This is a genomic window from Actinomadura meyerae, from assembly GCF_900188445.1.
Classification (GTDB): domain Bacteria; phylum Actinomycetota; class Actinomycetes; order Streptosporangiales; family Streptosporangiaceae; genus Spirillospora; species Spirillospora meyerae.
This window is the reverse complement of sequence record NZ_FZOR01000010.1, coordinates 109,743-132,909: the sequence shown is the minus strand read 5'-3', so window position 1 is coordinate 132,909 and position 23,167 is coordinate 109,743. Positions and strand designations below refer to the sequence as shown.

Here is a 23,167-nt window from a genome sequence, read left to right as displayed (position 1 = left end):
CCCGCTCCCTTCCCAACCACCCCGCCGCGTAGTCGGTCAGGTACACGTAGTTATCGCCCTGGAAATGTCCCCCAGCAACACCTCGGCGAATTTCTCCTCCAGGACCGCCACGCCGCGTTCCGCGATGGCCACCGCCAACTTCGGGTCCCACGGACTCTCGCCGACTCGGCCGGGTTCGGGAAGATCGCCGTCCTCCGCCGAATCCACAGCGGCGAGGTAGTCCGCCGACGACATGCGCCAGGGCACTGCCCCGGTCTTGGCCATCACGTGCGCCGCGATCCGCAGGCCCTCGCCGTCGAAGTCGCCGTGGTACCGCAGGACCGCGCCGGACTCGCCGAGCGCTCGCAGCAGCCGGATGACGGCGCTGTTCGGCCAGCCCGACGAGCACACCAGTGGCGGGCAACCGGCGCCGAACCGCCCGATGGCCAGGGCGAGGATGGTCGGATTCTCAGTCACCCATACTTCTGGCGAGTCAAGTGCTTCTGGCGAGTCAAGGCGCAGAGCGGGCGAGCCGCGTAGCTGTTCCAGGGTCACCACGGTGGCCTGGCCCACGTCCGACCACATCCGGAGCGTCCGGGCGAGGACGTCGTCGCCGCCCGGCCTCAGTCCCGCGACGAGGGCGGTTGTGGACAACGTGTCGCACGCCACTCCGGAACGCTCCCACAAACCCCTGCGCTCGGACGCGTCCACAGGCGGCTCGATCCCGTACCGGATCGCCTGGGCGCGCAGGACGAGCCCGGACAGGCGCCCGCCGTCGTCCAGCGCGTGCGAGTCGCCGAAAAGGTCGGTAGCGAAGGCTTGCAAGGGCCTGCCGTCCGACGGCAGTGCGGCGAGCACCTTCAACACCCGCTCCAGAAGGCTGCGTGTGGCCGGCACGGACCCCATGACGAGCCCCTGCCGGCGGACGTCGTCGCCCCACCGGCCCAGCTCGGGTTCTCCGCGGACCACGGGATGGCTTGCCAACCACTCCCAGAGGGCGCTTCTCTCGCGTTGCCGCTCTCTCCGCTCGCGCGCCTGGTCACCGATCGGCCCGAGGAGGGACTCGGTGATCGCCCTGGTGTCCGAACCGGTGAGCTCGATGAAGATCTTGTCCAGGCGCTCAACGGCGACGGTGACCGTGGAGCCGGGGTAACGGTCCATGCCCAGCAGGTCCGCCAGGGCAGCGCGCTGCCCCTCGTCCAGGTTCCTGACCGTGACGCGGGTGACCGCCGCCCCCGTGGAGAACCGCCGGTGCAGCTCCGTCCACAACGGCCGGAGGTCGGCGGCGCGCAGCCGGTCAGGGGCGGTCATTCCGCGATGCCCTGCTCGACGGCATCCTCGACGGCCTCGGTGCGATGGCCGTCCCAGATGAACCGCGCGGTCGTGACGGCGTTGTCACCGTCACCGTCCGCGCCGGTGATGAGCTGGTGGATGGCGATACCGTCCAGCTCCTGGTAGTCGCACCACTCGTGGTCCGAGGTGAGCACCATGTCGAGCTCCAGGTCCACCAGGAGCTCGAAGACCTGGCCTCGGTTGGCGGCGTCGACGCCGACGAACACCTCGTCGAGGAGGATGAAGCGCGGACAGCCGGGGTCGGTCTGGTAGTGCGCGGCGACGGCGGCGAACAGGGGCAGGTGCAGCGCGATCGCCTTCTCCCCGCCCGACAGCGCACCGTGCAGTCTGCGGGTGAGATCCTGCCAGCCCTTGCCGTCTCCGCGTTCGAGCCGGACGGTGAAGCGGTGCCAGGCGGTGTAGTCCAGGACCTCCATGAGTTGCTCCTCCCAGCTCGCCGCGGTGTTCGCGGCCCGTGCCTCCTCCACGCGGTCGCGGAAGAACCGGTAGAGCGCCTCCCGGTCGGCGCCGCTCAGCCGCGCGGGGTCGCGGAGCAGTAGGTCGCGCGCCGCGCGAATCCCGGCGCTCTGCTGCGGATCGACCTGCCAGACCAGCCGCACCGCGACCCGCGAGGCCGTCCGCACCCGCTCCAGGCGGCGGTTCATGCCGTCCACGAGTTCGGTCGCCTGCCGGATCCGGTCGGCGAGGTGCCTGCGCGTGTCGCCGGCGAGCGTCCGGTCGAACAGGTCGCGTTCCCTGTCGGTGATGTCTTCGCGCCGCCGGTCGCGTTCCGCGCGCAGCGCGGCGCTCAGCTCCGCAGCGCCGACGCGCACGCCGTTCATGGTCGCGGTGAGCACTTGGACGTCCTCGTCCGGGGTGAGTTCCAGATCCGCCTGGTCGGCGAGGACGTCACGCGCGTGATGCATCGCCTCGGACAACTGGTGCTCGGCGTCCCTGACGTTCTTGGGCTCGTACGGCGTCCGGGCCGGGAGCGAGGCGGCGACCGAGCGGGCGCCTTCCAGGGTGGCCTTCACGCCCCCGTCCGGGTCGAGCCGCACGGCGAGCGCGGCGTCGTCGGCCAGGTGGCCGGTGACCAGATGCCGGAACCGCGCCGCGGCCTGGTCCCGGACGGCGACCGCGTCGTCCCGAGCCCTCTCCGCGACGCCGACGGCCTCCTCCAGGCGGCCGAGGCGCTTCTCCAGTTCGAGCAGGGCGCGGCGAAGCGTCCCGCACCGGGTTTCGCATTCGCCGAGCTCGATCCTGGCCTCCCGCAGGTTCTCCAGCACCTGCCGGTGCTCGACACCGATCGAGGCGTCGATGGCCGCGAGCTTCTCGCTCACCTCGGCGGCCTCCTCGGCGGCGTCCCGAGCGCGGTCCGCGGACTCGGCCGCGGTCGCCGCGTAGTCGCCGGCCGTCCGCGACGCTTCGGCGGCGCGGGCTTCGGCAGTTCGGAGCGCCTCGCAATGCTGGAGCCACACGTGCCCGTTGTCCCGGAAGTCGCGGACCGCCACGGCCAGGGCGTCCAGTGCGGACTCACCGACGGGCAGGCCGTTCTCGGCGCCGAGTGCGGTCAGCGCGCGCAGCGCGGCGGATACCTCCGACTCGCGTGCGCGCAACCGTTCCTCGGCGCGCTCCAGTTCGTCGCCGCGCTGCGCGAACGAGCGCTCTGCGGCGTCCAAAGCACTGGACGCGGCGCTGAGCGGCCGATGCGGAGGGCGGTCACCCAACTCGGTCTCGAGGGTGGCACGGGCGGCGGCGACCTTCCCGAGTCCCCCGTCGCATGCCGCCTCCTCCGCCTCCAGGACACCGATCTCCGCGTCGAGTTCGGCGATGCGGCGGCGCCGTTCGCGTTCCCGGGCGGTGGCGCCGATGAAGGCGGGCTCGGTCTTGGTCCAGCGGCCGGTGAGGGTGCCCAGCCGCCAGGACCCGTCCGTCCCCGCCACGGCGGGGTGGTCGGTCTCCAGGGCGTTCGGTGCGCAGGCGATGCCCGACAGGACGGCATGCAGCACCTCGGCCGGCACCTGGCCGCCGGGCTCGGCGACCAGGACGGAGGCGAGGCTGGTTCCGGGGGCGGGGCGGGCGAGGAGCGCCGTGGTGAACGCGTCGTGCTCGCCCTGGAGGAGGCCGCCGTCGGGCAGCACCCAGGCGTCCAGGAGCCCGGCGGCCTGGAGCGCGGCCTCGATGCCGGCCTGCGCCTCGGGCGGGACCGACGGGGCGAAGGCGACCAGGCGCCAGAGCGGACCGCCCGGCCGTCCAGACCGGTCGGCGGGGCGCGTCTCAGGAGCGTCCGGCTCGACAGCCGGCCGAGCGGCAAGGTCCCCGCGCTGCTTCCTCTTGGCCGCCAGCTTCTCCCGCACCGCGTCGCGACGGGAGCGCCACCCGGCCTCCTCGGCGGCGCACCGGTCGACGGCGTCCGCGCGCGCGGCGAACACCAGCTCGTCGCATTCGCGCTCATCCTCCACCGCCCGTACCAGCGCCTCGGCGTCGAGCGTCGCGAGTTGGACGCAGCCGCGCGCCCAGCCGTCGAGCGCCTCCGCCAACCGGTCGCGTTCACGCTCGTACCGGTTGCGGGCCTCCTCGCGGAGCGCGGCGGCCTCGTCCAGTCGCTCTCGGCACCCGTCGCGCTCGGACAGCGCGTCATCCCGGCGTTCCACGGCCATGCGATGCCGCTGGATCGCCGCGCGCAGCGCGGCGATCTGCTCCTCGCGGCTCCGCACGGCCGCGCGAAGCAGTCCGCGTGCGCGCTGGACGCCGTCCGCCGTGGCCTCCGCGGCCGCCGGAGCGGCCTCGTCGTGGACGGCGGCGAGGCCGGCGCGGTCGGCCGCCCTTCGCGTGTCGTCCTCCGCCCGGCCGGTGAGGGAGCGCTGCGTCGCCGCGTCCGCACGCGCGCGTTCGGCCTCCTCTCCACGCCGCAGGGCGTCCGCCGCGTGCTTGTCCGCGGTACGCCGCGCCTGCTCCGCCGCCCTGGTGGCGGAGCGCACCCGTTCCTGGAGATTGGCCAGCTCGTGACCCGCGCGGTAGGCGTCGCTCTCCTTGAGGCCGTCGATGCGGGCGGCGAGCGCACGTCCCCGCGCCTCGTACTCCGCCAGCCGCCGAGCGGTCTCGTCGCGTTCCCGCGACGCCTTCTCGTGCTCCTCCCGGCCGGTGCGGGCCTTGCCGGTGAGGCCGTCCATGGTGCTGGTGGCCGAGATGAGCCGGGCCGCGGCCGCGCGCAGGACGCGCTGGGCGTAGGTGCGCTGCCGGGCGGCGAGGCGGCCGGCCTCCTTGACGTGCTGGTCCAGCCGCCGCAGTTCCTCGCGCTGCCGGTCCAGCCGCTCAAAGCCTTCCGCGATCTCGTGGATCTCGCCCTCGCCGAGCGGCGGGAGCGCGCTGGACAGTAGGTCGGAGAGCAGCCCTGGGTCGAGCCGTTCCGACAACTTCGGGGTGCGGAGCTGCCGCAGCGCGGTGAGCAGCGAGTCGTAGCGCTGCTCGGTGAGCCCGCCGTAGAGCGTCCGCCGGACGGCTGTGCGGTACGCCTCCGCCGACTCGTGCACCTGGCCGTGCGTCCCGATGGCTTCGGCGAGATGCGCGCGAGTGAGGGGCTGGCCGCCGTCGCCGGTGAGACTGAGCCCGCCGGGGACGCCGACGCGCTGCGTGGTGCTGAAGTAGGCGACCGTGACGTTCTTGGTGTTGGCGGTGGCCTGGAGGCGCGCCCCGCACGTGAACCAGCGCGGCCCATGCGCGAATTCGAGCCACACATAGCCGACGCGGGTCTTGCCGCTGTGGCCGTCACCCATCAGGTTCCAGTGCATGGTCCGTTCGCTGCCGCCGAATGTCGACAGGCGGCTCGGCTTGAGGCTGGCGTCCAGTAGGTAGGGCAGGAGCAGTTCCAGGGCCTTGCTCTTCCCGCTGCCGTTAGGGCCGCGCAGCAGCAGCCGTCCCTTATGGAATTCGAGGATCTCGTCGTAGTAGCGCCAGATGTTGAGGATGCCCGCCCGGGTGGGTCGCCACCGCGTCGCCGCCTCCTCCTTCTCCGCCGGAACGAGTTCGGTGACGGTCACGGAGGCTCCTCTTTGGTGACGCTGTAACGGTGAGCCGCGGGCAGCGCCCGCACGAGGCCGCCCTGCGGCCTGGCCAGGCCGAACCCGTACAGGACGGACAGCGCGTCGTCGACGAGCCGCGCCGCGCCCCCTTCGGACTGGTAGGCCATCGCCCAGCGCGGACGCCGCTCCAGGAGCCGCGCGACCTCCTCCGTGAGCACCGCGCGGGACGACTCCCCGTCCCTCACCAGGCGGTCGAGCAGCAACAGCGCCGCTACCTTCGCGTGGCTCCCGTCATCGGGGAACTTGGAGTCGGTGGCGAGGGCGTCGGTGTCGACCAGCAGGTAGCCTTCGGCGCGCTCCTCGAACTCCAGCCCGGCCTCCTCCGCCGCGCGGCGGAGGATCTGCCGCCCGGTCAGGGAACCCGCGTAGGCGATCTCGGCCGGGGACAGGTCCGTCCGGTAGACGACCGGGTCGTCCAGGAGCCTGCGCAGCAGGGAGTGCCTGGCCCACAGGTTCTTCTGCGTCTCCGTGGGCTCGTCCGCCCCGTACCGGCGCTCGGCGGCCAGTTCGTCCAGGTTTGGCCAGCCAGTGCCGGTGAGCCGCGAAGGAGCGACCGGAGCGGACAGGAGCCGCATCGTGCGGGTCGTGTCCACCCGGTACAGCACCTTGGCCTCGGCATTGTCGAGGAAGGCGTCCGTCGCCCCGTCGACGGCCGTGACCGCGCCGTAGTGCTCCAGCAGCTTCAGCGCGTCCACGAACGCGGCCCGCTCCTCGCCGCGCACCGGGTCGAAGGACGGGATCTGCTCGTCGGCGCCCGCCGCCTGCACGACCCGCTGCGCGAGCATCCCGATCGTCGTCACCGGCGCGGCGAGCGCCTCGGCCGCGACCAGGCACAGCAGCGTGTACCTGCGCCGGTCGAACGGCGTCCGCGTCGACCGGCGGCGTCTGGCCGGACGCGACGGGTCGGCGGCCCCTCGCACCTTGACCAGTCGCGCGTAGCCGAGCCGCGGCTCGATGAACAGCCGCCAGCCGCAGTAGTAGTCGAACCACCGGGTGAGGGCGGCATGGCGCCGCCGGACCAGGTCGAACCCGTCCGGGTCGGTGTGCAGGGAGACCAGGGGCCGTCCCAGCAGGAGCCGGATCGCACGCGCCAGCTCCTCCTTCTCCTCCCGGACGAGCTGGTTGGCCAGAGTGCTCACGCGCCGGACGCCTTCCGCGCCGGGCCCGCGGCCGTGAAGCGGATGTCGACCAGGTAGTCGGGGCCGCGGAACACACCGCGCGGCGTGCGCAGCTCGGCGGGGCGGCCGTCGGCCGGCGGCCAGAGCCGCACCTCGATCCGGCCGTCGGACGTGCCGGCGCGCCGCATCCCGTCGCCGCCGGGCCGCGCGGCGAGCGCCCGGCCGATCAGGTCCAGCAGCCGCCGCAGCGTGTCGTGCTCGACGCGCCGGAACGACGAGAGCCGTACCGGGCCGTCGGTGGCGAGCCATTGCCAGGCCGCCTCCAGCTCCGCCCGCTCGCGCCTCGCGCGTTCGCGCCGCTCCGCGCGCAGGGCGCGGACGTCGCGCACCTTGGCCGTCCGTCCCACGCGTTCCGTGCGGCCGCTCGTGCGCAGCAGCGCGGACACCTCCACCGGCGGGGTCTCGGCCCAGCTCGCCGCCGTGGGGATGGGTTCGGCGTCCGCGTGGGCCAAGTGCGCGTGCCGTGCGGACGCCAGCCCGAACGCCGTCCCCCACAGGCGGTGGGCGTCGTCCTCGCTCGGCGCGTTGGCGAACCAGCGTGCGAGCGTCCGGAAGTCGGCCGCCGCGCTGGACGAGCGGCGCCGCGACTCGATGATCCGGTCGAGCACCTGGAGCAGGGACACGATCGCCCTGCGCGCCACGTCGTGCAGTTGCCGGACGCGCGGCGTCCCCTCCGCGGGCCGGAACCACAGACGCAGCCCTTCCCATTTCGCCTGCCGCGCGGCAAGCCAGGCGATCGCGGGGTCGGCGCCTTGGACCGGGGGCAGTTCCGCCCCGTCCAGTGCCCGGCTGTGCAGGACGCTGACACCCCGCTCCTCGACTTCACCAAGGGTGGCCTGTATCGCGTCGGCGCGCACGTCCAGGTTGGTGACGAACTCCTGGAGATAGGCGACCGTCGCGCTCTTGACGTCATTGAACGTCTCTAGATCGGCGCCTTCCGCCCGCATCAGCCGCTGCAATTCGCCATTGAACGACTTGGTGTTGTTCCGCAGCGCGTCGAGATGGCCCTCCAGCTCCTGGAGGGTGGTGAAGATGCGCCGGTTGAGGGCCGGGTCGTCGTCCTTGAGCAACTCGCCCAACTCTCCGAGCCGGTCGGCGATCGCGTCCAGCACGGCCGTCTGCAACGCGCCCGACGAGCTGAGCACGGCCAGCGCGTGCTGTACGCCGGCGAACGCGGCCTCACCCCGCTGGGTCAGCGAGTACTGGAGGTTCTTGCGTTCGTACTCCTCGGCCGTGGCGTAGCTGCCCGCATGGTTCTGCACGACGTCGAGCAACTGCCATTTGACGAGCTGCTCCAGTGCGCGGGTCAGCGATGCGTCGTCCACGGGCGCGTAGAACCCCGCGTCTCGCAGCCGCTCCTTCACCTCGTCGAACGCCAGGGACGTCTCCAGCCGCTCGTTCGCCTCCCCGAACGCGTACATGACCGCGGTATGCAGATCGGCGCGCTCGGTGACGGTGAACGCGAACATCCCCTCCGGGACCCGCGGCAACGCCATTTCCGCTTGCCCCCTCGTCCTCTCACGGCAGTGGGTCGAGCCTACGCAACCACTTGGCGATGGTGGGGCAGTCCCGCAGACGGGTCTCGGCGGGGCGCGTCCTGGACGGAAAGGCCGTGACTTTCACGGATCGCCGGGGCCTGGGTGGGCGTCCAGGTGGCGGGTGGAGAGGGCGCCGGCTTGGAAGCGGGTGCGAGCGCCCAGGCGGTCGCAGAGTTCGCGGACGCGGCGTTGGACGGTGCGGGTGCTGATGGAGAGGCGGCGGGCGATCGCCTCTTCGGTGAGGCCGGCGGCGAGGAGGGTGAGGACGGCGTCGTCCGGGGCGTCGCCGCCGGGGAGCGGGAGGCCGGTGCGCCACAGGGCCTCGAAGAGGGAGACCAGGGCGTCCAGCAGGGCCGAGGGGTGGACGACGAGGGAGCTGTCGACGCTGCTCGCGTGCTCGGAGGTCAGCGGGAGCATCGCGGTGCGGCCGTCGGCGATGGCGAGCTTGATGGGGACGGCGCCGAGGCGGGCCTCCTCGCCGGACGCGGCGGCGCGGCGGATCTCCTCCAGGGCGTGCGGCTGGTCGAGCGCCTCGGCGCCGTAGATGCCGCGGACCCGGATGCCGCGGCGCATCGTGCGCTCCTGCTCGGCGCCGGAGAGCGCGGCGTCCGTGGCGAACGGCGGCTGGACGAGGACGCACAGCTCCTCCCGGGCGCCGCGCAGGAGCTGCAGGTAGCGGCGGGCCACGGCGGTGCGGCCGCTGACGACCTCGACCAGTTCCTCCGGGTGCGGGGCGGCCTCGGCCAGCAGCGGGCCGATCGCGGCGCGGCTGCGGGCGATCTCCTCCTGGCGGCTCGCGACGAGGGCCTCCACCGCGACGTGCGGCGGGGTGGCGAGGAGGCGCAGCGGGCGGCCCGCCAGCCGGGTCACGAGGCCGAGCTCCTCCAGGCGGGGCAGGAGGCGGCGCAGGGCCGGGACCGACGTGCCGTGGCGCGCGGCGAGGTCGGCGAGGGTGGACGGTCCCTCCCGCAGCAGGGCGCGGTAGGCCGCCTCCTCGGCGGCGGCCACGCCGAGGCCCTCCAGCAGCCGCGAATCGGACACGTCCTAAATGTACGGGTTCCCTGGCCGTTTGGCGGGTTCCCGCCATGGCGGAAGCCGCCACCGCCCTCCCTGGATCACGGCCCGGCCGCCGCCCGACAATCAAGATCCACTTCTTGGGGAGGGATGGCCATGTGGCTGAAGACCGCGGCGGCCCTGGCGCTCGGCGCCCTCGGGCTCGCGGCGCCGGCGGCGGCGGAGACCGCGCCGCCGGCCGCGCTGCGCGCCGCCGCCGGAGCCTATGACGTCACGCTGCCGACCGGCGACGCGGTGCGCGTCGCGGGCGGCGCGGCGACGGTGGCGCCCGCACCGGGACGCGCCCCCGCGTTCTCGGTCCGGCACAGCGGCGGGGACCTGTACGTCGTGCCGGACGACCGGCTCACCGACGACCCGGAGCGCTACAACGTGACGGCGCTGCACGAGCGCCGGGGCCCGGCCCCGGCGGCGTCGGCGGCGCCGGCGGAGGACCTGGTCACCGTGCGGGTGCGGAGCATCGCGCGGGACGGGCGGCCGGGGCCCGGCACGGTCGGCTTCGTGAACGTCGAGGACGCCTCGCTCGGCAACGCGCACCGGCCGCTGCCCGGTTCCGCCGCCGGCGCGTGCACCGACGAGTCCTGGAACGACTCGAACTGCATACGGCTGCGCCCGGGGACGTACTCCGTGATGGGCGTCGTCAAGACGATGCCGTCGTGGGCGCCGGCCACCGGTTCGGAGAAGCCGCTGAACTACAGCCTCGTGGGCGATCCGGAGATCGAGATCACCCGCGACACCGAGATCGTCCTCGACGCGCGCAAGGCCGTCGAGGTGACGGTCCGGACGCCCGACCACGCGACCAGGCCGAACCTCGGCGCGATCAGCCACCTGATGTGGACCCGCGGGCCCGCGCGCGGCGCGGCGGTGGACGAGGGCGTCTACCTGAACACCGGCGCGACGCTGGAGCAGCGGGTGTTCATGCAGCCGACCCGGAAGGTCCGGACCGGGACGTTCGAGGCGTACACGCGGTGGCGGCTGGAGGCGCCGGACATCACCATGAAGTTCCGGGGCCGCTCGCTGGAGCCCTCGTACTATCCGCCCGGCTACTTCAGTGACACGTCCGACCAGTTCCCCCGCCTGGACGGCACGGCCGCCATGCGGGTCGCGGACGGCGATGCCCGGAACGCCGACCTGCGCGGTGCTCTCGCGCTCGTCGAGCGCAAGGACGGCGTGCCCGTCGCCGAGCAGGCCGACAGAGCCGCGAAGGCGGGCGCCAGGATGGTCGCCGTCTACAACGACAAGCCCGGGGTGAACGACGAGCCCGGCGGCTACGGGGTGCAGTTGCGGGTCCCGACGGTGCGGCTGTCCCGGGAAGAGGGGCTGGCACTGCTGAGGGAAAGGCACGCCACCGTGACGGCCAAGGGCGTCGCCGGCAGCCCGTACCAATACGACCTAGTGCTTCCGGAGACCGGGCAGATTCCGCGCGACCTCGACCATGTCGTCCGCACGCGGGACCTGGCACGCGTCGACAACGCCTACCACGGCAGCGGGGCCATGACGTTCGCGCGGTATGGCAAGCGCCCGTGGGAGGAGTTCGCGATCGCCTACAGCAACCCCGTCACCGGCACGCCCCGGACTCGCGCCGAGTACGTCTCGGCCGATCCGAAGACGCAGTGGTCGGCGATGGCGATCACTCCGGAGCAGCCCTACAACCACGCCTTCCCCGGGCCGGAGACGCCGCACCTGGTGCTCGCCGAGACCAGGTGGTCCGCGTACGAGCCGCGCGACCGCGACGCGCACTCCTGGGGGAGGGCGCCCCTCGCGGGCGGCCTCAACGCGCTGGCCCCGGTCACCCGCACCGGTGACCAGATCCGCCTCCACGTGGGGATGGTGGACGCGGCGCGCAACTTCTCCGACGCCTATTCCAGTTCATTCGCCGACGGTTTCGCCACCGATTTCCGCGTGTACCGGAATGGAGAACTGGTCGCCCAGACTCCGAACCGCGCCAACGGCACGCTGACGACGACGCCGGACGACGCCGAATTCCGTGTGGAATACGACTTCGCCAACAAATCCCCATGGGCCAAGCTGTCCACGCGCACCAGGACGTCCTGGACGTTCCGCTCCGCACACACCTCGGACACCACCGTTCTGCCCCTTCTCCAGGTGCGGTACGAGGCCGATCTGGATGTGCGTAACAGAACACGTTCTAGGACGCTGAGGCTGGCCGTGGCGCGGCAGGACGGCTCCGCCGCGCGGCTGCGGCGGCTGTCGCTCCAGGCGTCCTTCGACGACGGGGCGACCTGGACGGACGTCCCGCTGCGGGACGGTGTCGCGCGGCTGCGCGGCACGGGGGCGGTCTCCCTCCGGGTCGGCGCCGAGGACGTGCGGGGCGGCGCGGTGACCCAGGAGATCCTCCGCGCCTACGAGATCCGCTGACAGGTGCGCCGGCAAGTGCGCTGACGGGTGCGGCCCGGCGCAGCGGCCCCGGCGCGGGGTGCCGGGGCCGCTGCGCGGCGCGGTGCGCGGCCGGTGACGTCGGGCCGGCCGCGCACCGCCGGGGTCAGGAGGCGGCGAAGTCGTACTTGGCCGTCACCGTGGCGGGGTCGGGGCAGAGCCAGCCCGCGGTCTTGCGGACGGTCTGGTTGGCGAACGTGGCGGTCACCGGGAGGTCGGAGCCGCTGAAGGTGCCGGACAGGTTGCCGCCGTAGGTGCAGCCGATGGCGCTCATCGCGAACCCGTTGATGGTCGCGACGCCGTTGTCGAGCTTGCCGCTCCACGGCAGGTTCTGGGGCGTCACCGTGACGCCGCAGCCGCCGACGGAGGCGGAGGTGATGGACAGGGTGCCGTCCGAGGCGATCGTGCCGGACAGGGTCGAGCTGGTGCAGGTGGCGGAGATCCCTGCGTTGATGACCATGTTCCCGTTGAGGGTGGCCGTGAAGTTCCCGGCCGTCCAGGCCATCGCGGGGGTGGCGGTCATGGCGACGGCGACGGCGGCCGCGGCCGTGATCGAGGCGATCGCGGCCGGCTTCGTGATGCGGGACAAGGGAGTCCTCATTTCGAACGGTGGGCGTCGCGCCTGCACCCGGAGATACGGGGTGGGAGGCCCGCCGCCTCGCGCGCCCGCCCCGCCCTGGCCAAGGGGCGTCGCGGTGCCGAACCGGGGGCCGGGAGCCGGGCGCCGTCTCGCATCGTCGCGCGGCACCGGCGACTCCAAGTAGAACGCGTTCTATGCAGAAGATAAGAAAAATTCCCCGCCCGGTCAATGATCGAGTTGAGATCTTCTGCCTTCTCTTTCTTAGGGCGTCCGCAACAGGGCGTCATGCACGTCCGTTAGGGCTTCCCGGCCCGGGGGCGGCACGCCTCGGAGGTCAGCAGACCCGGAAGGTCCGGGAGACCTCCTGATGGGTGGGGCTGATCAGCACCATCCGGTAGGTGTGGCTGCCCGGGTCCTCCTTGCCGGAGCCGCCGCTGGCGAAGGACGGGTCGGCCGTCCAGGAGATCGGGTGGCCGCTGCCGAGGCGGCCGTCGAAGTAGATGCTGAACTTGATCGGCGTCGGGTTCACGCTGCCGGTGATCTTGTACTTGGTCTCGATGTACTGGCCGGCCGGCTCGCAGGACGCGCCCGTGCCCACGGTGAAGTAGTCGATGCGCGCGGTCGGGCCGCCGCCGCCACCGCCACCGGAATCGCCGCCCGTACCGCCGGAACCGCCGTCGTTGCCGCCGCCGTCGTCACCGCCGCCGGTGCCGCCCGTCCCGGTGCCGGGCTTCGCGGACTTGGAGGCGCCGCCCGTGCGCCCCGCCCCCGGCTTGGTCGCGGAGGTGGACGGGGACGGCGTGCCCGACTTGCCCGCCTTGGGCGCGCCACCGGAGGCGTCCGGGTCGCCGGGAGAGGCGCTCTGCTGCGGGGCGGCCCCGGCCTGCCCGGTCCGGTCGCCGCCGCCCGCGGCGCTGGACGCGTCCGGCCAGAAGACCCACAGTCCGGCGCCCGCCAGGAGCGCGATCGCCAGCGCGCCGCCGCCCGCCGCCATCAGCACGACGGGGCGCCGCTTCGGCTTCTGCCGCGGCCGGTCGCGGACCGTGAGGGGCGCCGCGGGCGGCACCGGCCGCGCGGACGGCGCGGGCTGTGCGGGCTGTGCGGCCTGTGCGGGCGACCCGGGCGTCCCGGACGGTGCGGGCGCCCCGGAGGGCGCGGGCGGGGCGGGCGGCGGGGTCACCGGCTCGGGGCGCGGCGGGTCGACCGCCGTCTCCTCGAGGGGCGCGTTCCCGCCCGCGGCCCCGCCCATGTCCGCGGCCTGGGCGCCCAGCAGCCGCATCAGGACGTCCCGCATCGGCGGGCGCCGGGCCGGGTCCTTGACCAGGCAGGCGGCGACCGTGCCGCGCAGCGGTTCCGGCAGGTCGCCGAGGTCGGGCTCGCCCTGCAGCACCCGGTGCATGATCGCCGGAAAGCTGTCCGCGCCGAACGGCGGCCGCCCGGTGGCGGCGTAGGCGATGACCGAGCCCCAGGCGAACACGTCCGCGGGCGGCCCGGCCGGGTCCCCGGCGAACTGCTCGGGCGCCATGTACGCGGGGGTCCCGATGATGCTGCTCGTCATGGTGAGCGGCGACTCGACGTTGCGCGCGATGCCGAAGTCGATGACGCGCGGGCCGTCCGGGCCGAGCAGGACGTTGGACGGCTTGAAGTCGCGGTGCACGACGCCGGCCTCGTGGATCGCGGCGAGCGCGGTCGCGGTCGCGACGGCGAGGCGGCGCAGCGCCGCCCCGTCGCGCGGCCCCGCCTGCTGCAGCGACGGGCCCTCCACGTACTCGGTGACGATGTAGGGCCGCCGGTCGTCCATGGACGCGTCGAGGACCTGCGCGATGCAGAACGGGTCGACGCGGCGGGCCGCCTCGATCTCCTTGGTGAACCGCTCCCGGACCCGCGCGTCGGCGGCCATCTCCGCGCGGAGCACCTTCACCGCGACCGGTGCCCCGCCGGCGTCCCGCCCGAGGTAGACGATGCCCTGGCCGCCCATGCCCAGCCGTCCCGACAGCGGGTAGGGACCTACGGCGACCGGGTCGTCCGGCGTCAGGGGTTCGATTTCGGGCACTGCCTTGACTCCTGGGGCGGGGGGTGAAAACGCCACCTTATTGGATCAATGCCCCCAGCTCCCGGCATTGGTGATCAAGGAGCGGCGCGTGTCACCCGAAGCTCTCGCGCAGCGCGGGCAGCAGGTCGGCCTCGGCCCACGTGCGGAAGTCCTTCTGGTGGTCCGGCCCGGACTGGCAGAACGAGATGTGGGTGAAGCCCGCGTCGGCCCACTGCCGCACCGCCTCGACGTAGTCCGCGACGTCGTCGCCGCACGGCACCGACGCCACGACGTCCTCCGTCCGGACGGTCTTCGTCGCCGCCTCGAAGTTCACCGGTCCCGGCAGCTCCGACATCACCTTCCAGGAGGGCGCCGAGAACCGCCAGATCCGGTGGGCGCGCCGCTCGCACTCGTCGCGGTCCTCGCCGAACGCGACCGGGATCATGCCGTAGACCGGCTTGCCCGCGCCGCCCTGCTCGCCGAAGAGCCGGACGACGTCGCCGACCGGCTGGTCGGAGATCATGATGTCCGCGTGCTCGGCCGCGAGCCGTCCCGCCTGGGGCCCGAACGCCGCCATCCCGATCGGGACGGGCCGGTCCGGCAGGTCGTAGAGCTTCGCCGAGTCCACCCGGTAGTGCTCGCCGCGGTAGCTGACGTAGCCGCCGCCGAACAGCCGCCGGATGATCTCCACGGCCTCGCCGAACATCGCGTGCCGGACGTCCACCGGCGGCCAGTCGCGCCCGACGACGTGCTCGTTGAGGTTCTCCCCCGCGCCGAGGCCCAGGATGAACCTGCCGTCCGACAGCACGCCCATCGTCGCGGCCTTCTGCGCCACCACGGCCGGGTGGTAGCGCATCGTCGGGCACGTCACCAGCGTGACGAGCGGCACGCGGTGGGTCGCGTGGGCGAGCGCGCCCAGCACCGACCAGGCGTAGGCCGAGTGCCCCTGGTCCTCCAGCCACGGGAAGTAGTGATCGGAGATGGTGACGTAGTCGAAGCCCGCCTCCTCGGCCTCCACGCCGTCGCCGACGAGCTGCTTGGGCGGTGTCTGCTCGCAGAGCAGCGAGTATCCGAATTCCATGCGGCTCGCATACCCGCGTGCACCGGCCGAACCCTCAGGTGCCCAGCAGGTCCGTCAGGTCGTCGGCGTGCTCCTCCTCTTCGGCGAGGATGTGCTCCATGAGCCGGCGCGTCGTGACGTCGCCGTCGCCGAGCCAGCGGATGATCTCCTGGTAGGACTCGATGACGATCCGCTCGGCGACCAGGTTCTCCCGCAGCATGCCGCGCAGGTCGCCGTCCTCGAACGTCACGTAGGTGGTGTGCGAGCGCCGGGCGAGGGTCTCCGGATCGAAGTCGGGGTCTCCGCCGAGCTGGCTGATGCGCTCCGCGGCGCGCATCGCGTGGTCGCGCTCCTCCGCGGCGTGCTCCTCGAACTCCGCGGCGACCTGCGCCCGGTCGATCCCGGTCGCGCTGATGGCGTGCTGCGCGTAGCGCATCCAGCAGACGATCTCGGTGGCGAGGACGTCGTTGAGGACCCCGATGACCTCCTCGGCGCTCCTGCCGTAGCCGGCCGTCACGGGCCCGTCGGCCATCTTCTGCCGGGCGCGCTCCCTGATCGCCGCCACGTCGATGCTGAAGCTGCTGTCGGCCATCCCCGTCCTCCTCCTGATCGCGTGCGGGCACTCCTGATCACCCGCGGGCGTAGCCCCTCCCGCCCAGCGCCCTCCTACCCAGCGGGGCGGGCTCATGCGCCGGCCCGCGAATCGACGCGGGAAAGCGCCTGGACACGGCATGCTTGACCACGGACCGTCACGCGGGATATACGTAGAGCTACCTCGCCTCAACCTGTGGCGAGGAAGGGACATCCGGTATCCACCTTGAGATCCGGGCGTGACAAGGAAGAAAAGGAACCACATGAAGTCCTTCAGCTACACCGAGCTGGACAAGCTGGCCGGCGAGGTTCTGCCCGAGCGGGCCGTGCTGTCCACCCTTCTCGTCGGCGGTGGCCACGGCGACGGGCACACGGTGACCACGAGCTCCTGCTCCGCCAACTCGAACCAGCCGCAGATGGGCCTCCTGAGCCTGTTCCAGGTGTCGCCGGCGGGTAACTCGCAGATCTGCACCCCGGCCAACACCGCGCTCAACGGCTGAGCTCAGGTCTGACACCGCGGGTCTCGGCCCGCATCGGAAGGGCTGGCGTTCGCGCGCCAGCCCTTCCCCCTTTCCTTCGACGCACAGGCGCTTAACGGACTGATCCCGAAAGGGAGCCATGAACCCTCAGAAACTGACCTACACCGACCTGGACCGGCTCTGCGGCGAGGTCCTGCCGCCCCGGCTCGCGCTGTCCTCGGGCGGCGACACGGTCATCGCGTACGCCTGCCAGGCGACGTACTCCTCGGGCACCACGGGGCTGCTCGGCACCGGGCTGCTCGCCCAGCCCGCCTACTCCACGCTGACCTGCGTCCCGGCCACCGTGGTCGAGCACCACTGATGGGCTCTCCCGCGACCCCGGACGTTGCGGGCGGCGGCCCGCCCGCCGCCCTCACCCTGCCCGTCCTCGTCGAGGGCGCCGAGCTGGTCGGCGAGTTCAAGAACTCCGGCTACCGGGAGGCGCCCCAGCTCGTGCGGCTGCCGGACGGCCAGCTCGTCCGGCTGCCGCCGCTGCTGTACCTCGTCGCCAAGGCGCTGCACGAGCACCGCGACCTCGCCGGCTCGGACGTCGAGCGGGCGCTCGACCGGGTGGCCGCGGCCGTCACCGAGCAGGCGGGAGCCCAGCTCACCGGCGAGCAGGTCGTCTACCTCGCCGACCGCAAGCTCGCGCCGCTCGGCGTCACCACCTACAGCGACGGCACGGCGCCCGAGCCGGTCAAGGCCGACCCGTGGCTCGCGCTGCGGTGGCGGGTCGCGGTCATGCCCGAGTCGTTCACCTGGTTCGTCGGCGGCCTGTTCAGCTGGCTGTTCCGGCCCGTCGCGATCGCCGTCATGCTCACCGCGTTCGTGGTCAGCGAGGGCTGGATGCTCACCAGCCGCTCGGTGGCCGGCGCGATCAGCACGGCGATCATGAACCCGATGAGCATCCTGCTCATCCTCGGCCTCGGCCTCGCCTCGTGCGCCTTCCACGAGGTGGGGCACGCCACCGCCTGCCGGTACGGGGGCGTCCGGCCGGGCGTCATGGGCTGCGGGATCTACCTGGTGTGGCCGGCGTTCTACACCGACATCACCGAGTCGTACCGGCTCGGGCGGGCCGGGCGGCTGCGCGCCGATCTCGCCGGGGTGTACTTCAACGCCATCTTCGTGGTGGGACTGGCGCTGGCGTACCTGCAGACGGGATTCGAGCCGCTGCTCGTCGCCGTGCTCTACGTCAACCTGGAGATGCTCCAGCAGCTCCTCCCGACGCTCCGGTTCGACGGGTACTACATCATGTCCGACCTGGTCGGCATCCCCGACCTGTTCAAGTACATCGGGCCGATCCTGCGCCGGACGCTGCTGCGCCGCCCCGACGCCCGGCTGAACGAGCTGAAGCGCTGGCCGCAGATCTTCGTCACGCTGTGGGTCCTGGTGGTCATACCGGCGCTGCTGTTCCAGCTCGGCGTCATCATCATGCAGATCCCGTCGCTCGTCGCGAAGGACTGGATGATGATGCGGCGGCTCGCCGCCGAGGCGGCGCACGGGGCCGGGGCCCTCGAACTGGTCACCTCGGGGCTGCAGATCGTCACCCTGATCCTGCCGCTGGCGGGTGTGGCGCTGATCCTTTTCGGGGTGGCCCGCGGGCTGGTGCGGTGGGCCGTCCGCTACATCCAGGGGCCGCCGGCCCAGGCGATGCCGGGCGCCTGAGCACACCGGTCAAGCAGAGGGACGAGCGCCGGACGCCCACCGCGGGCGTCCGGCGCTCGCGTGTCCGGAGACGCCCGAGGTCGCGGAGAAAGGCGTCGACTGGAGCGGCGGACCGGGTCCCGCGCCCGCGCATCGGTCGCGGAAATGCATTTTATACAGTTATTTGATTGGCGCTTCACAATGGCGGCGCCCGGGAACCCCCTGCACACAGGGAGAGAAAAGACCGCATCACGGCACTCTCCTTCCCCCCAAGGCCGGCCCATCCCGCCGGTGTTTCCGGAAGGCCCCCATTGCTTCGCCGCCTCACCCCCGCCGCATGGCCGGCGGCCTTCGCGCTGCTCCTCCCCGCACTCTTGCTCGATCGTTCCACCGCACTCGCCTCCCCCGCACTCGCCTCCCCCGCACCCGCCTCCCCCGCGCTCGCGGGCCCCGCCGCGGCCGCCGCCGCGAGCGGCGCGCGGGTCGTCGCGGAGCAGACCGTCGCGTCCCGCACCCTGGACCTGACCATCGACTCTCCGGCCATGGACGGCCGGCAGAAGGTCCGCCTCCTCCTCCCCCACGGATGGTCGCGGGACGCCCACCGCACCTGGCCGACGCTGTGGCTGCTGCACGGCGGCGTCGACGACTACACCGCCTGGACGCGCGACACCGACGTCGCCCGGCTCACCGCCGGGAGCGGCGTCATCGTCGTCATGCCGAACGGCGGCCGCTGCGGCAACTACTCCGACTGGTGGAACTACGGGCGCGGCGGCTCGCCGCGCTGGGAGACGTTCCACCTGACCGAACTGCGGCGCATTCTCGAACGCGATTACCGCGCCGGGACGCGGCGGGTCGTCGCGGGCAATTCCATGGGCGGTCTCGGCGCCATGCTGTACGCGGCCCGCCACCCCGGCATGTTCCAGGCCGCCGCGTCGTTCAGCGGGTACGTCGACACGCTCCATGACCACGAGCCCGGCAAGGACTCCACCGGCTGGGGGCCGTCGCTCGCCTGCCCCGGCACCGACTGGCGGCGCGTCTGGGGCGATCCCGACGACCAGGCGGCGATCTGGCGCGCGCACAACCCCACGGACATCGCCGGGGAGCTGCGCGGCGTCCGGCTGTGGGTGGCGAGCGGCAACGGCAGGCGCGGACCGCTCGGCGGGCTGCCGTTCACCGATCCGGTGGAGGCCGCCGCGTACGGCAACGCGCAGGCGTTCACGGCCCGGCTGCGCGATCTCGGCATCCCCGTGACCGTGCGGTTCTTCGACGGGCAGCACGACTGGCCCTACTGGCAGCGCGACCTGCACGAGGCGTACCCGGCGCTGATGGACGCCCTCGGGGCCGGCTAATCCGGGTCGGCCCGGGGCTCGCTCTGCCGGATCGCCTCCAGCGCGTCCTCCCGGCCGCTCCAGCCGTGCCATTCGAGGAGCAGGACGGTGGCGTCGTCGTCCAGGCGGCCCTCGTGGTGCGCCAGGATGCTGTGGATCAGGCGCCGCAGCGTCTCGGGCGCCGCCAGCCCGTCGGCCTCCCGCTTGATCACGAAGTCGACGAAGCGGGCCAGCCCGAACTCCCGCTTGTGCGGGTCGCGGGCCTCCACGATGCCGTCGGTGTAGAGCAGGAGGCGGTCGCCCGGTTCGAGCTGCTCGGTGCACACCGCGGGCTCGACGCCGAGGCCGGTGCCGAGCGGGGTGCCCGGATCGCAGTCGAGCGTGGTCACCCAGCGCCCCTTGCGGATGATGACCGGCGAAGGATGCCCGTAGCACGCCCAGGAGAGCGTGCCGGTCCGCAGGTCGAGCTCGGCCAGCACGGCCGTGACGAACCGTCCGCTGCTGTCCTGCTCGGCCAGCACCTCCTCGATCCCCCGCCCGACGTCGATGAGGTCGGCGCCCCTGAGCCGGTGCTTGCGGAACGCGGCGACGGTGAGGGCGGTGGTCAGCCCCGCGGTGGTGTCGTGGCCCATGGCGTCGAAGACCCCGAGGTGGACGGTCTCGCCCGCCAGCGCGTAGTCGAAGGTGTCGCCGCCGAGCCGGTAGGCGGGCTCCAGCGCCGCGCTGATCACCACCTGGTCGTTGGCGAAGGTGACCGGCGGCAGCAGCCGCCACTGCATCTCCGCCGAGACCGTCATCTCTCGCGTGCGCACCAGCCGGGAGAACGAGTCGCTGTACGGGCCCTTGCTCACGATGATCAGCGCGACCATCCCGGCCAGGTACTCGGCGTCGTCCCGGCTCTGCGGATCGTCCTGCCGGATGGTCGCCCTGATCACCCCGAGCCGCTCCGCGCCGTCGAGGATCGGCATCCAGTACTGGCAGGTGCCGTCGTCGAAGGTCTGGCCGACCACCGGGGCGACGGTCTGGTACGCCCGGCCCGCGATGGTGCCGGAGATCTTGATCTCCGGGAGCTCGTCCCCGGGGTCGGCTCCGGCGTCCGGCCCCTTGCCGGTCAGCAGCCGCAGGACGTTCTGCTGGAGGTCGGCGACGTAGATCAGCACGTCGTGCAGGCCGACGTCGGCGGCGTGCCGGGCGGCCGCGCCCGGCAGCTGCTCCATGGACATCAGGTGGCTCTCCGCCACCAGTTCCCTCAGCATCCGCTCACCGTCCTCAACGGCCCTCGTCCGTACGGGTCCGGGCGTACCTACCCGCCATCGGGCGCGCCATGGGGTCCACCGTCCCCGCCGCGCGGTTCCCTACGCGGCTTCTCGCGCCGGTCGGAGTCGGGCCAGACGTAGGGCAGGTCGTCCGGCACCCCGGGGAAGACGGGCCCGTAGAACTCCGGGTCCTTGCGGACGAGCGCCGAGCGGTGGCTCCGGTGGAACGCCGGATCGCCCAGCCAGGGCGGCAGCTCCCCCGCCGCGGCGAGCAACTCCTGGTCGCGCGGCTCGCGCACGCCCCGCGCGCCGGACAGGTCGGCCGCGAGCGTCGCGGCGCAGGTGTCGGCGTGGCCGAGGTCGCACCACCGGGCGCACATCTCCAGGCCGTACCGGACGAGCGCCTCCTCGTAGCCCGTCCACATCAGCGCGGCCGGGTGGTGGCGCCAGCCGTAGCCGGGCACCGTGAGCGCGCGCAGCACCTGGATCGTCTCGACGCGCTGCTTGCCGAGCCGCCGCCGGTCCAGCACCCGCGCGGTGGCGGCGAAGTCCGCGTACGGCAGAAACGTCTGCACGTCCGTCCCCCTGTCAGTCCCCCGTGCCCCGGTCCTACCCTCGCGGGCGCCGCCGCGCACGGCGGGTGAGATGGGACACACCCGCCGCCGCGGCGGCCGGCGCGGCGGAACGTTCGAAGGCACAGGTCACGGGCCGGGCTTATCGCTTTCTGACAAACCGCTCCGGAAAGGCGGGCCATGAATTCCCGGAAGGACTGTGCTAAAACCCGTCAGGGGTTCGGCGAGGCGGAAGGAACGTCATGGGCGCGGCGGAGTCTCTCGCACAGGTGGCCGACACGGAACGCTATCCGCTGGCCGAGCCGGACGGCCCCGGCTGGGCCGAGGCCGTTTCCCGCACGCGCGCCGAACTGGCGGAAACCGGGTGCTGCGTGCTGCCCGACTTCATTCGCCCCGCATTGCGGGACGTGCTGCGGGATGAATGCGCGCGGATCGCGCCGTCGGCGCATTATGACGTCGAAACGGTGAACGCCTACAACATCGACATCGGCACGCCTTTGCCCGACGACCACCCCGGCCGCATCACGGTCCAGCGGGGGAACGCGTTCGTCGCGCGCGACCGGGTCCCGGCCGGCGCCGTCATCCACCGGCTCTACACCAACGGGCTGTTCCAGCGGTTCGTCGCGAGCTGCTTCGGGCTGCCGCGGGTGCACGAGCTGGCCGACCCGCTGTCGGGGCTGGTCCTCAACGTGGTCAAGCCCGGGATGGAGCACCCCTGGCACTTCGACACCAACGAGTTCACCGTCAGCCTGCTGACGCAGGAGCCCGAGGAAGGGGGCGTCTTCGAGTACTGCCCGAACATCCGGACGGCGGAGCGGGAGAACTTCGCCGACGTCCGGGACGTGCTGACCGGCCGGGGCGGCCGCCTCGTCCGCCGGCTGGCGCTGCGTCCCGGCGACCTGCAGCTGTTCAAGGGCAGGTACTCGCTGCACCGGGTGAGCACGGTCCGGGGGGACACGGCGCGGCATACGGCGATCTTCGCCTACAGCGAGCGCCCGGGGGTCATCGGCAGCGTCGCGCGCACGAGGCAGCTCTTCGGCCGCGTCCTGCCCGAGCACCTGGCGGCGGAGGGGCGCGCCGTCCGGGTGGACCAGCTGCTCGACTAGCGCCTGCTGCTCGACTAGGAGGCCCGCCGTTGCGCGTCGACACGACCGGCAAGATCTCGCTCGACCACATCTACACGCGGCCCGATCCCCGCGCCTATTTCAGCACGCTCCGCGATCTCGGTTACAACATCCCGGAACTGGCCAAACCGCATTTCCAGCGGCTCATCGCCGAATACCGGAAGGCGCGCGGCGTCCCGGTCCCGACCGTCCTGGACATCGGCTGCTCCTACGGAATCAACGCGGCACTCGTGAAACACGGCGCCACCATGGCCGAGCTGTACGATCGCTACAGCGGCCGCGACGCCCACCGGCGGACGCGCGCCGCACTGGTGACCCGCGACCGGGAGCTGGTCGAATCCGGTGCACAGGCGAATGCCGTCCGCTTCCTCGGCCTCGACGCGTCCGGCAGCGCCCTCGCCTACGCGCTGGACGCCGGATTCCTGGACGGCGCCGTCCACGCCGACCTGGAGGACGCCGAGCCGACCGGCGGGCAGCGGGCCCGGCTCGCGGCGGCCGACCTGGTCATCTCCACCGGCTGCCTCGGCTACGTCACCGAGCGCACCATCGCGCGGATCGTCGCCGCCGCCGGGGAGTACCGCGGGGGGCGGCTGCCGTGGATGGCGCACTTCGTCCTGCGCATGTTCCCGTTCGACCCGATCGCCGACACCCTCGCCGCCGCCGGGTACGAGACCGTCCGCCGCGACGGCCTGTTCCGGCAGCGGCGGTTCGCGACGCCCGAGGAGCGGGCGTCGGTCCTGGAGCGCCTCGAAGAGGTCGGCGTCGACCCGGGCGGGCTGGAGACCGACGGCTGGTTCTACGCGCAGCTCTACGTCTCCAGACCGCGCGGCTGAGACGCCGGGCGCCGACGCTCCGGCGCCGGCAGGCGGCCTCCCCCGCACAGCC

The 23,167-nt window shown here is 72.9% G+C and carries 18 protein-coding genes; 7 read left to right on the top strand and 11 right to left on the bottom strand.

Annotated elements, in window-relative coordinates; genetic code table 11:
* Positions 1 to 36: 36 nt before the first annotated feature.
* From CHF16_RS13220 to CHF16_RS13200, 5 genes are all read right to left on the bottom strand, one after another.
* Complete coding sequence (locus tag CHF16_RS13220; protein ID WP_089326285.1) at positions 37 to 1,290, bottom strand: TIGR02679 family protein; 1,254 nt, start codon at positions 1,288 to 1,290, stop codon at positions 37 to 39.
* Positions 1,287 to 5,351 (bottom strand): TIGR02680 family protein, encoded by a 4,065-nt coding sequence (locus tag CHF16_RS13215; protein WP_089326284.1) that lies wholly within the window; start codon positions 5,349 to 5,351, stop codon positions 1,287 to 1,289. The genes CHF16_RS13220 and CHF16_RS13215 overlap by 4 nt, the downstream gene beginning before the upstream one ends.
* On the bottom strand, positions 5,348 to 6,532 hold the full coding sequence (locus CHF16_RS13210) for a TIGR02678 family protein (protein ID WP_089326283.1): 1,185 nt from the start codon (positions 6,530 to 6,532) through the stop codon (positions 5,348 to 5,350). The genes CHF16_RS13215 and CHF16_RS13210 overlap by 4 nt, the downstream gene beginning before the upstream one ends.
* Entirely contained in the window at positions 6,529 to 8,067 is a 1,539-nt protein-coding gene (locus tag CHF16_RS13205; RefSeq protein ID WP_179271513.1) for a TIGR02677 family protein, read from the bottom strand. The genes CHF16_RS13210 and CHF16_RS13205 overlap by 4 nt, the downstream gene beginning before the upstream one ends.
* Before the next feature lie 123 nt (positions 8,068 to 8,190).
* Positions 8,191 to 9,150 (bottom strand): helix-turn-helix transcriptional regulator, encoded by a 960-nt coding sequence (locus tag CHF16_RS13200; protein WP_179271512.1) that lies wholly within the window; start codon positions 9,148 to 9,150, stop codon positions 8,191 to 8,193.
* A gap of 129 nt (positions 9,151 to 9,279) precedes the next feature.
* Between CHF16_RS13200 and CHF16_RS13195 the strand changes: the two genes are divergently transcribed.
* Complete coding sequence (locus CHF16_RS13195; RefSeq protein ID WP_143227960.1) at positions 9,280 to 11,559, top strand: PA domain-containing protein; 2,280 nt, start codon at positions 9,280 to 9,282, stop codon at positions 11,557 to 11,559.
* Between the two features lie 124 nt (positions 11,560 to 11,683).
* On the opposite strand, the gene CHF16_RS13190 is transcribed toward CHF16_RS13195, so the two are convergent.
* The 4 genes from CHF16_RS13190 to CHF16_RS13175 all read right to left on the bottom strand — a co-directional run bounded on the left by CHF16_RS13190 (position 11,684) and on the right by CHF16_RS13175 (position 15,841).
* Positions 11,684 to 12,166 carry a hypothetical protein gene (locus tag CHF16_RS13190; RefSeq protein WP_089326281.1) on the bottom strand — a complete coding sequence of 161 codons (483 nt, stop codon included), beginning with the start codon at positions 12,164 to 12,166 and terminating at the stop codon, positions 11,684 to 11,686.
* Positions 12,167 to 12,491: 325 nt separating this feature from the next.
* A complete protein-coding gene (locus CHF16_RS13185) occupies positions 12,492 to 14,210 on the bottom strand; it encodes a serine/threonine-protein kinase (RefSeq protein ID WP_089326280.1) in 1,719 nt (572 codons plus the stop codon).
* Between the two features lie 91 nt (positions 14,211 to 14,301).
* Positions 14,302 to 15,270 (bottom strand): TIGR03557 family F420-dependent LLM class oxidoreductase, encoded by a 969-nt coding sequence (locus tag CHF16_RS13180; protein ID WP_089326279.1) that lies wholly within the window; start codon positions 15,268 to 15,270, stop codon positions 14,302 to 14,304.
* Positions 15,271 to 15,304: 34 nt separating this feature from the next.
* Entirely contained in the window at positions 15,305 to 15,841 is a 537-nt protein-coding gene (locus tag CHF16_RS13175) for a ferritin-like domain-containing protein (RefSeq protein WP_089326278.1), read from the bottom strand.
* A gap of 262 nt (positions 15,842 to 16,103) precedes the next feature.
* Here CHF16_RS13175 and CHF16_RS13170 point away from each other — a divergent pair, with 262 nt between their 5' ends.
* The 4 genes from CHF16_RS13170 (at position 16,104) to CHF16_RS13155 (ending at position 19,351) form a co-directional block, all read left to right on the top strand.
* Positions 16,104 to 16,340 (top strand): hypothetical protein, encoded by a 237-nt coding sequence (locus CHF16_RS13170; protein ID WP_089326277.1) that lies wholly within the window; start codon positions 16,104 to 16,106, stop codon positions 16,338 to 16,340.
* A 118-nt stretch (positions 16,341 to 16,458) separates the two neighbouring features.
* On the top strand, positions 16,459 to 16,680 hold the full coding sequence (locus CHF16_RS13165) for a hypothetical protein (protein WP_089326276.1): 222 nt from the start codon (positions 16,459 to 16,461) through the stop codon (positions 16,678 to 16,680).
* Positions 16,680 to 18,023 carry a hypothetical protein gene (locus tag CHF16_RS13160; RefSeq protein ID WP_089326275.1) on the top strand — a complete coding sequence of 448 codons (1,344 nt, stop codon included), beginning with the start codon at positions 16,680 to 16,682 and terminating at the stop codon, positions 18,021 to 18,023. Before CHF16_RS13165 ends, CHF16_RS13160 begins: the two co-directional genes overlap by 1 nt.
* A gap of 353 nt (positions 18,024 to 18,376) precedes the next feature.
* Positions 18,377 to 19,351 (top strand): alpha/beta hydrolase, encoded by a 975-nt coding sequence (locus CHF16_RS13155; RefSeq protein WP_089326347.1) that lies wholly within the window; start codon positions 18,377 to 18,379, stop codon positions 19,349 to 19,351.
* Here the strand turns inward: CHF16_RS13155 and CHF16_RS13150 are convergent.
* Both CHF16_RS13150 and CHF16_RS13145 read right to left on the bottom strand, forming a co-directional pair.
* Positions 19,348 to 20,586 (bottom strand): PP2C family protein-serine/threonine phosphatase, encoded by a 1,239-nt coding sequence (locus CHF16_RS13150; RefSeq protein WP_089326274.1) that lies wholly within the window; start codon positions 20,584 to 20,586, stop codon positions 19,348 to 19,350. The genes CHF16_RS13155 and CHF16_RS13150 overlap by 4 nt on opposite strands.
* 47 nt (positions 20,587 to 20,633) lie before the next feature.
* Positions 20,634 to 21,161 (bottom strand): MSMEG_6728 family protein, encoded by a 528-nt coding sequence (locus CHF16_RS13145; protein WP_089326273.1) that lies wholly within the window; start codon positions 21,159 to 21,161, stop codon positions 20,634 to 20,636.
* Positions 21,162 to 21,427: 266 nt separating this feature from the next.
* Here CHF16_RS13145 and CHF16_RS13140 point away from each other — a divergent pair, with 266 nt between their 5' ends.
* Positions 21,428 to 22,264, top strand: a complete 837-nt coding sequence (locus CHF16_RS13140) for a HalD/BesD family halogenase (RefSeq protein ID WP_245868445.1) — start codon at positions 21,428 to 21,430, stop codon at positions 22,262 to 22,264.
* A gap of 29 nt (positions 22,265 to 22,293) precedes the next feature.
* Positions 22,294 to 23,115 carry a methyltransferase type 12 gene (locus CHF16_RS13135; RefSeq protein ID WP_089326271.1) on the top strand — a complete coding sequence of 274 codons (822 nt, stop codon included), beginning with the start codon at positions 22,294 to 22,296 and terminating at the stop codon, positions 23,113 to 23,115.
* The last annotated feature ends 52 nt before the right edge of the window (positions 23,116 to 23,167 follow it).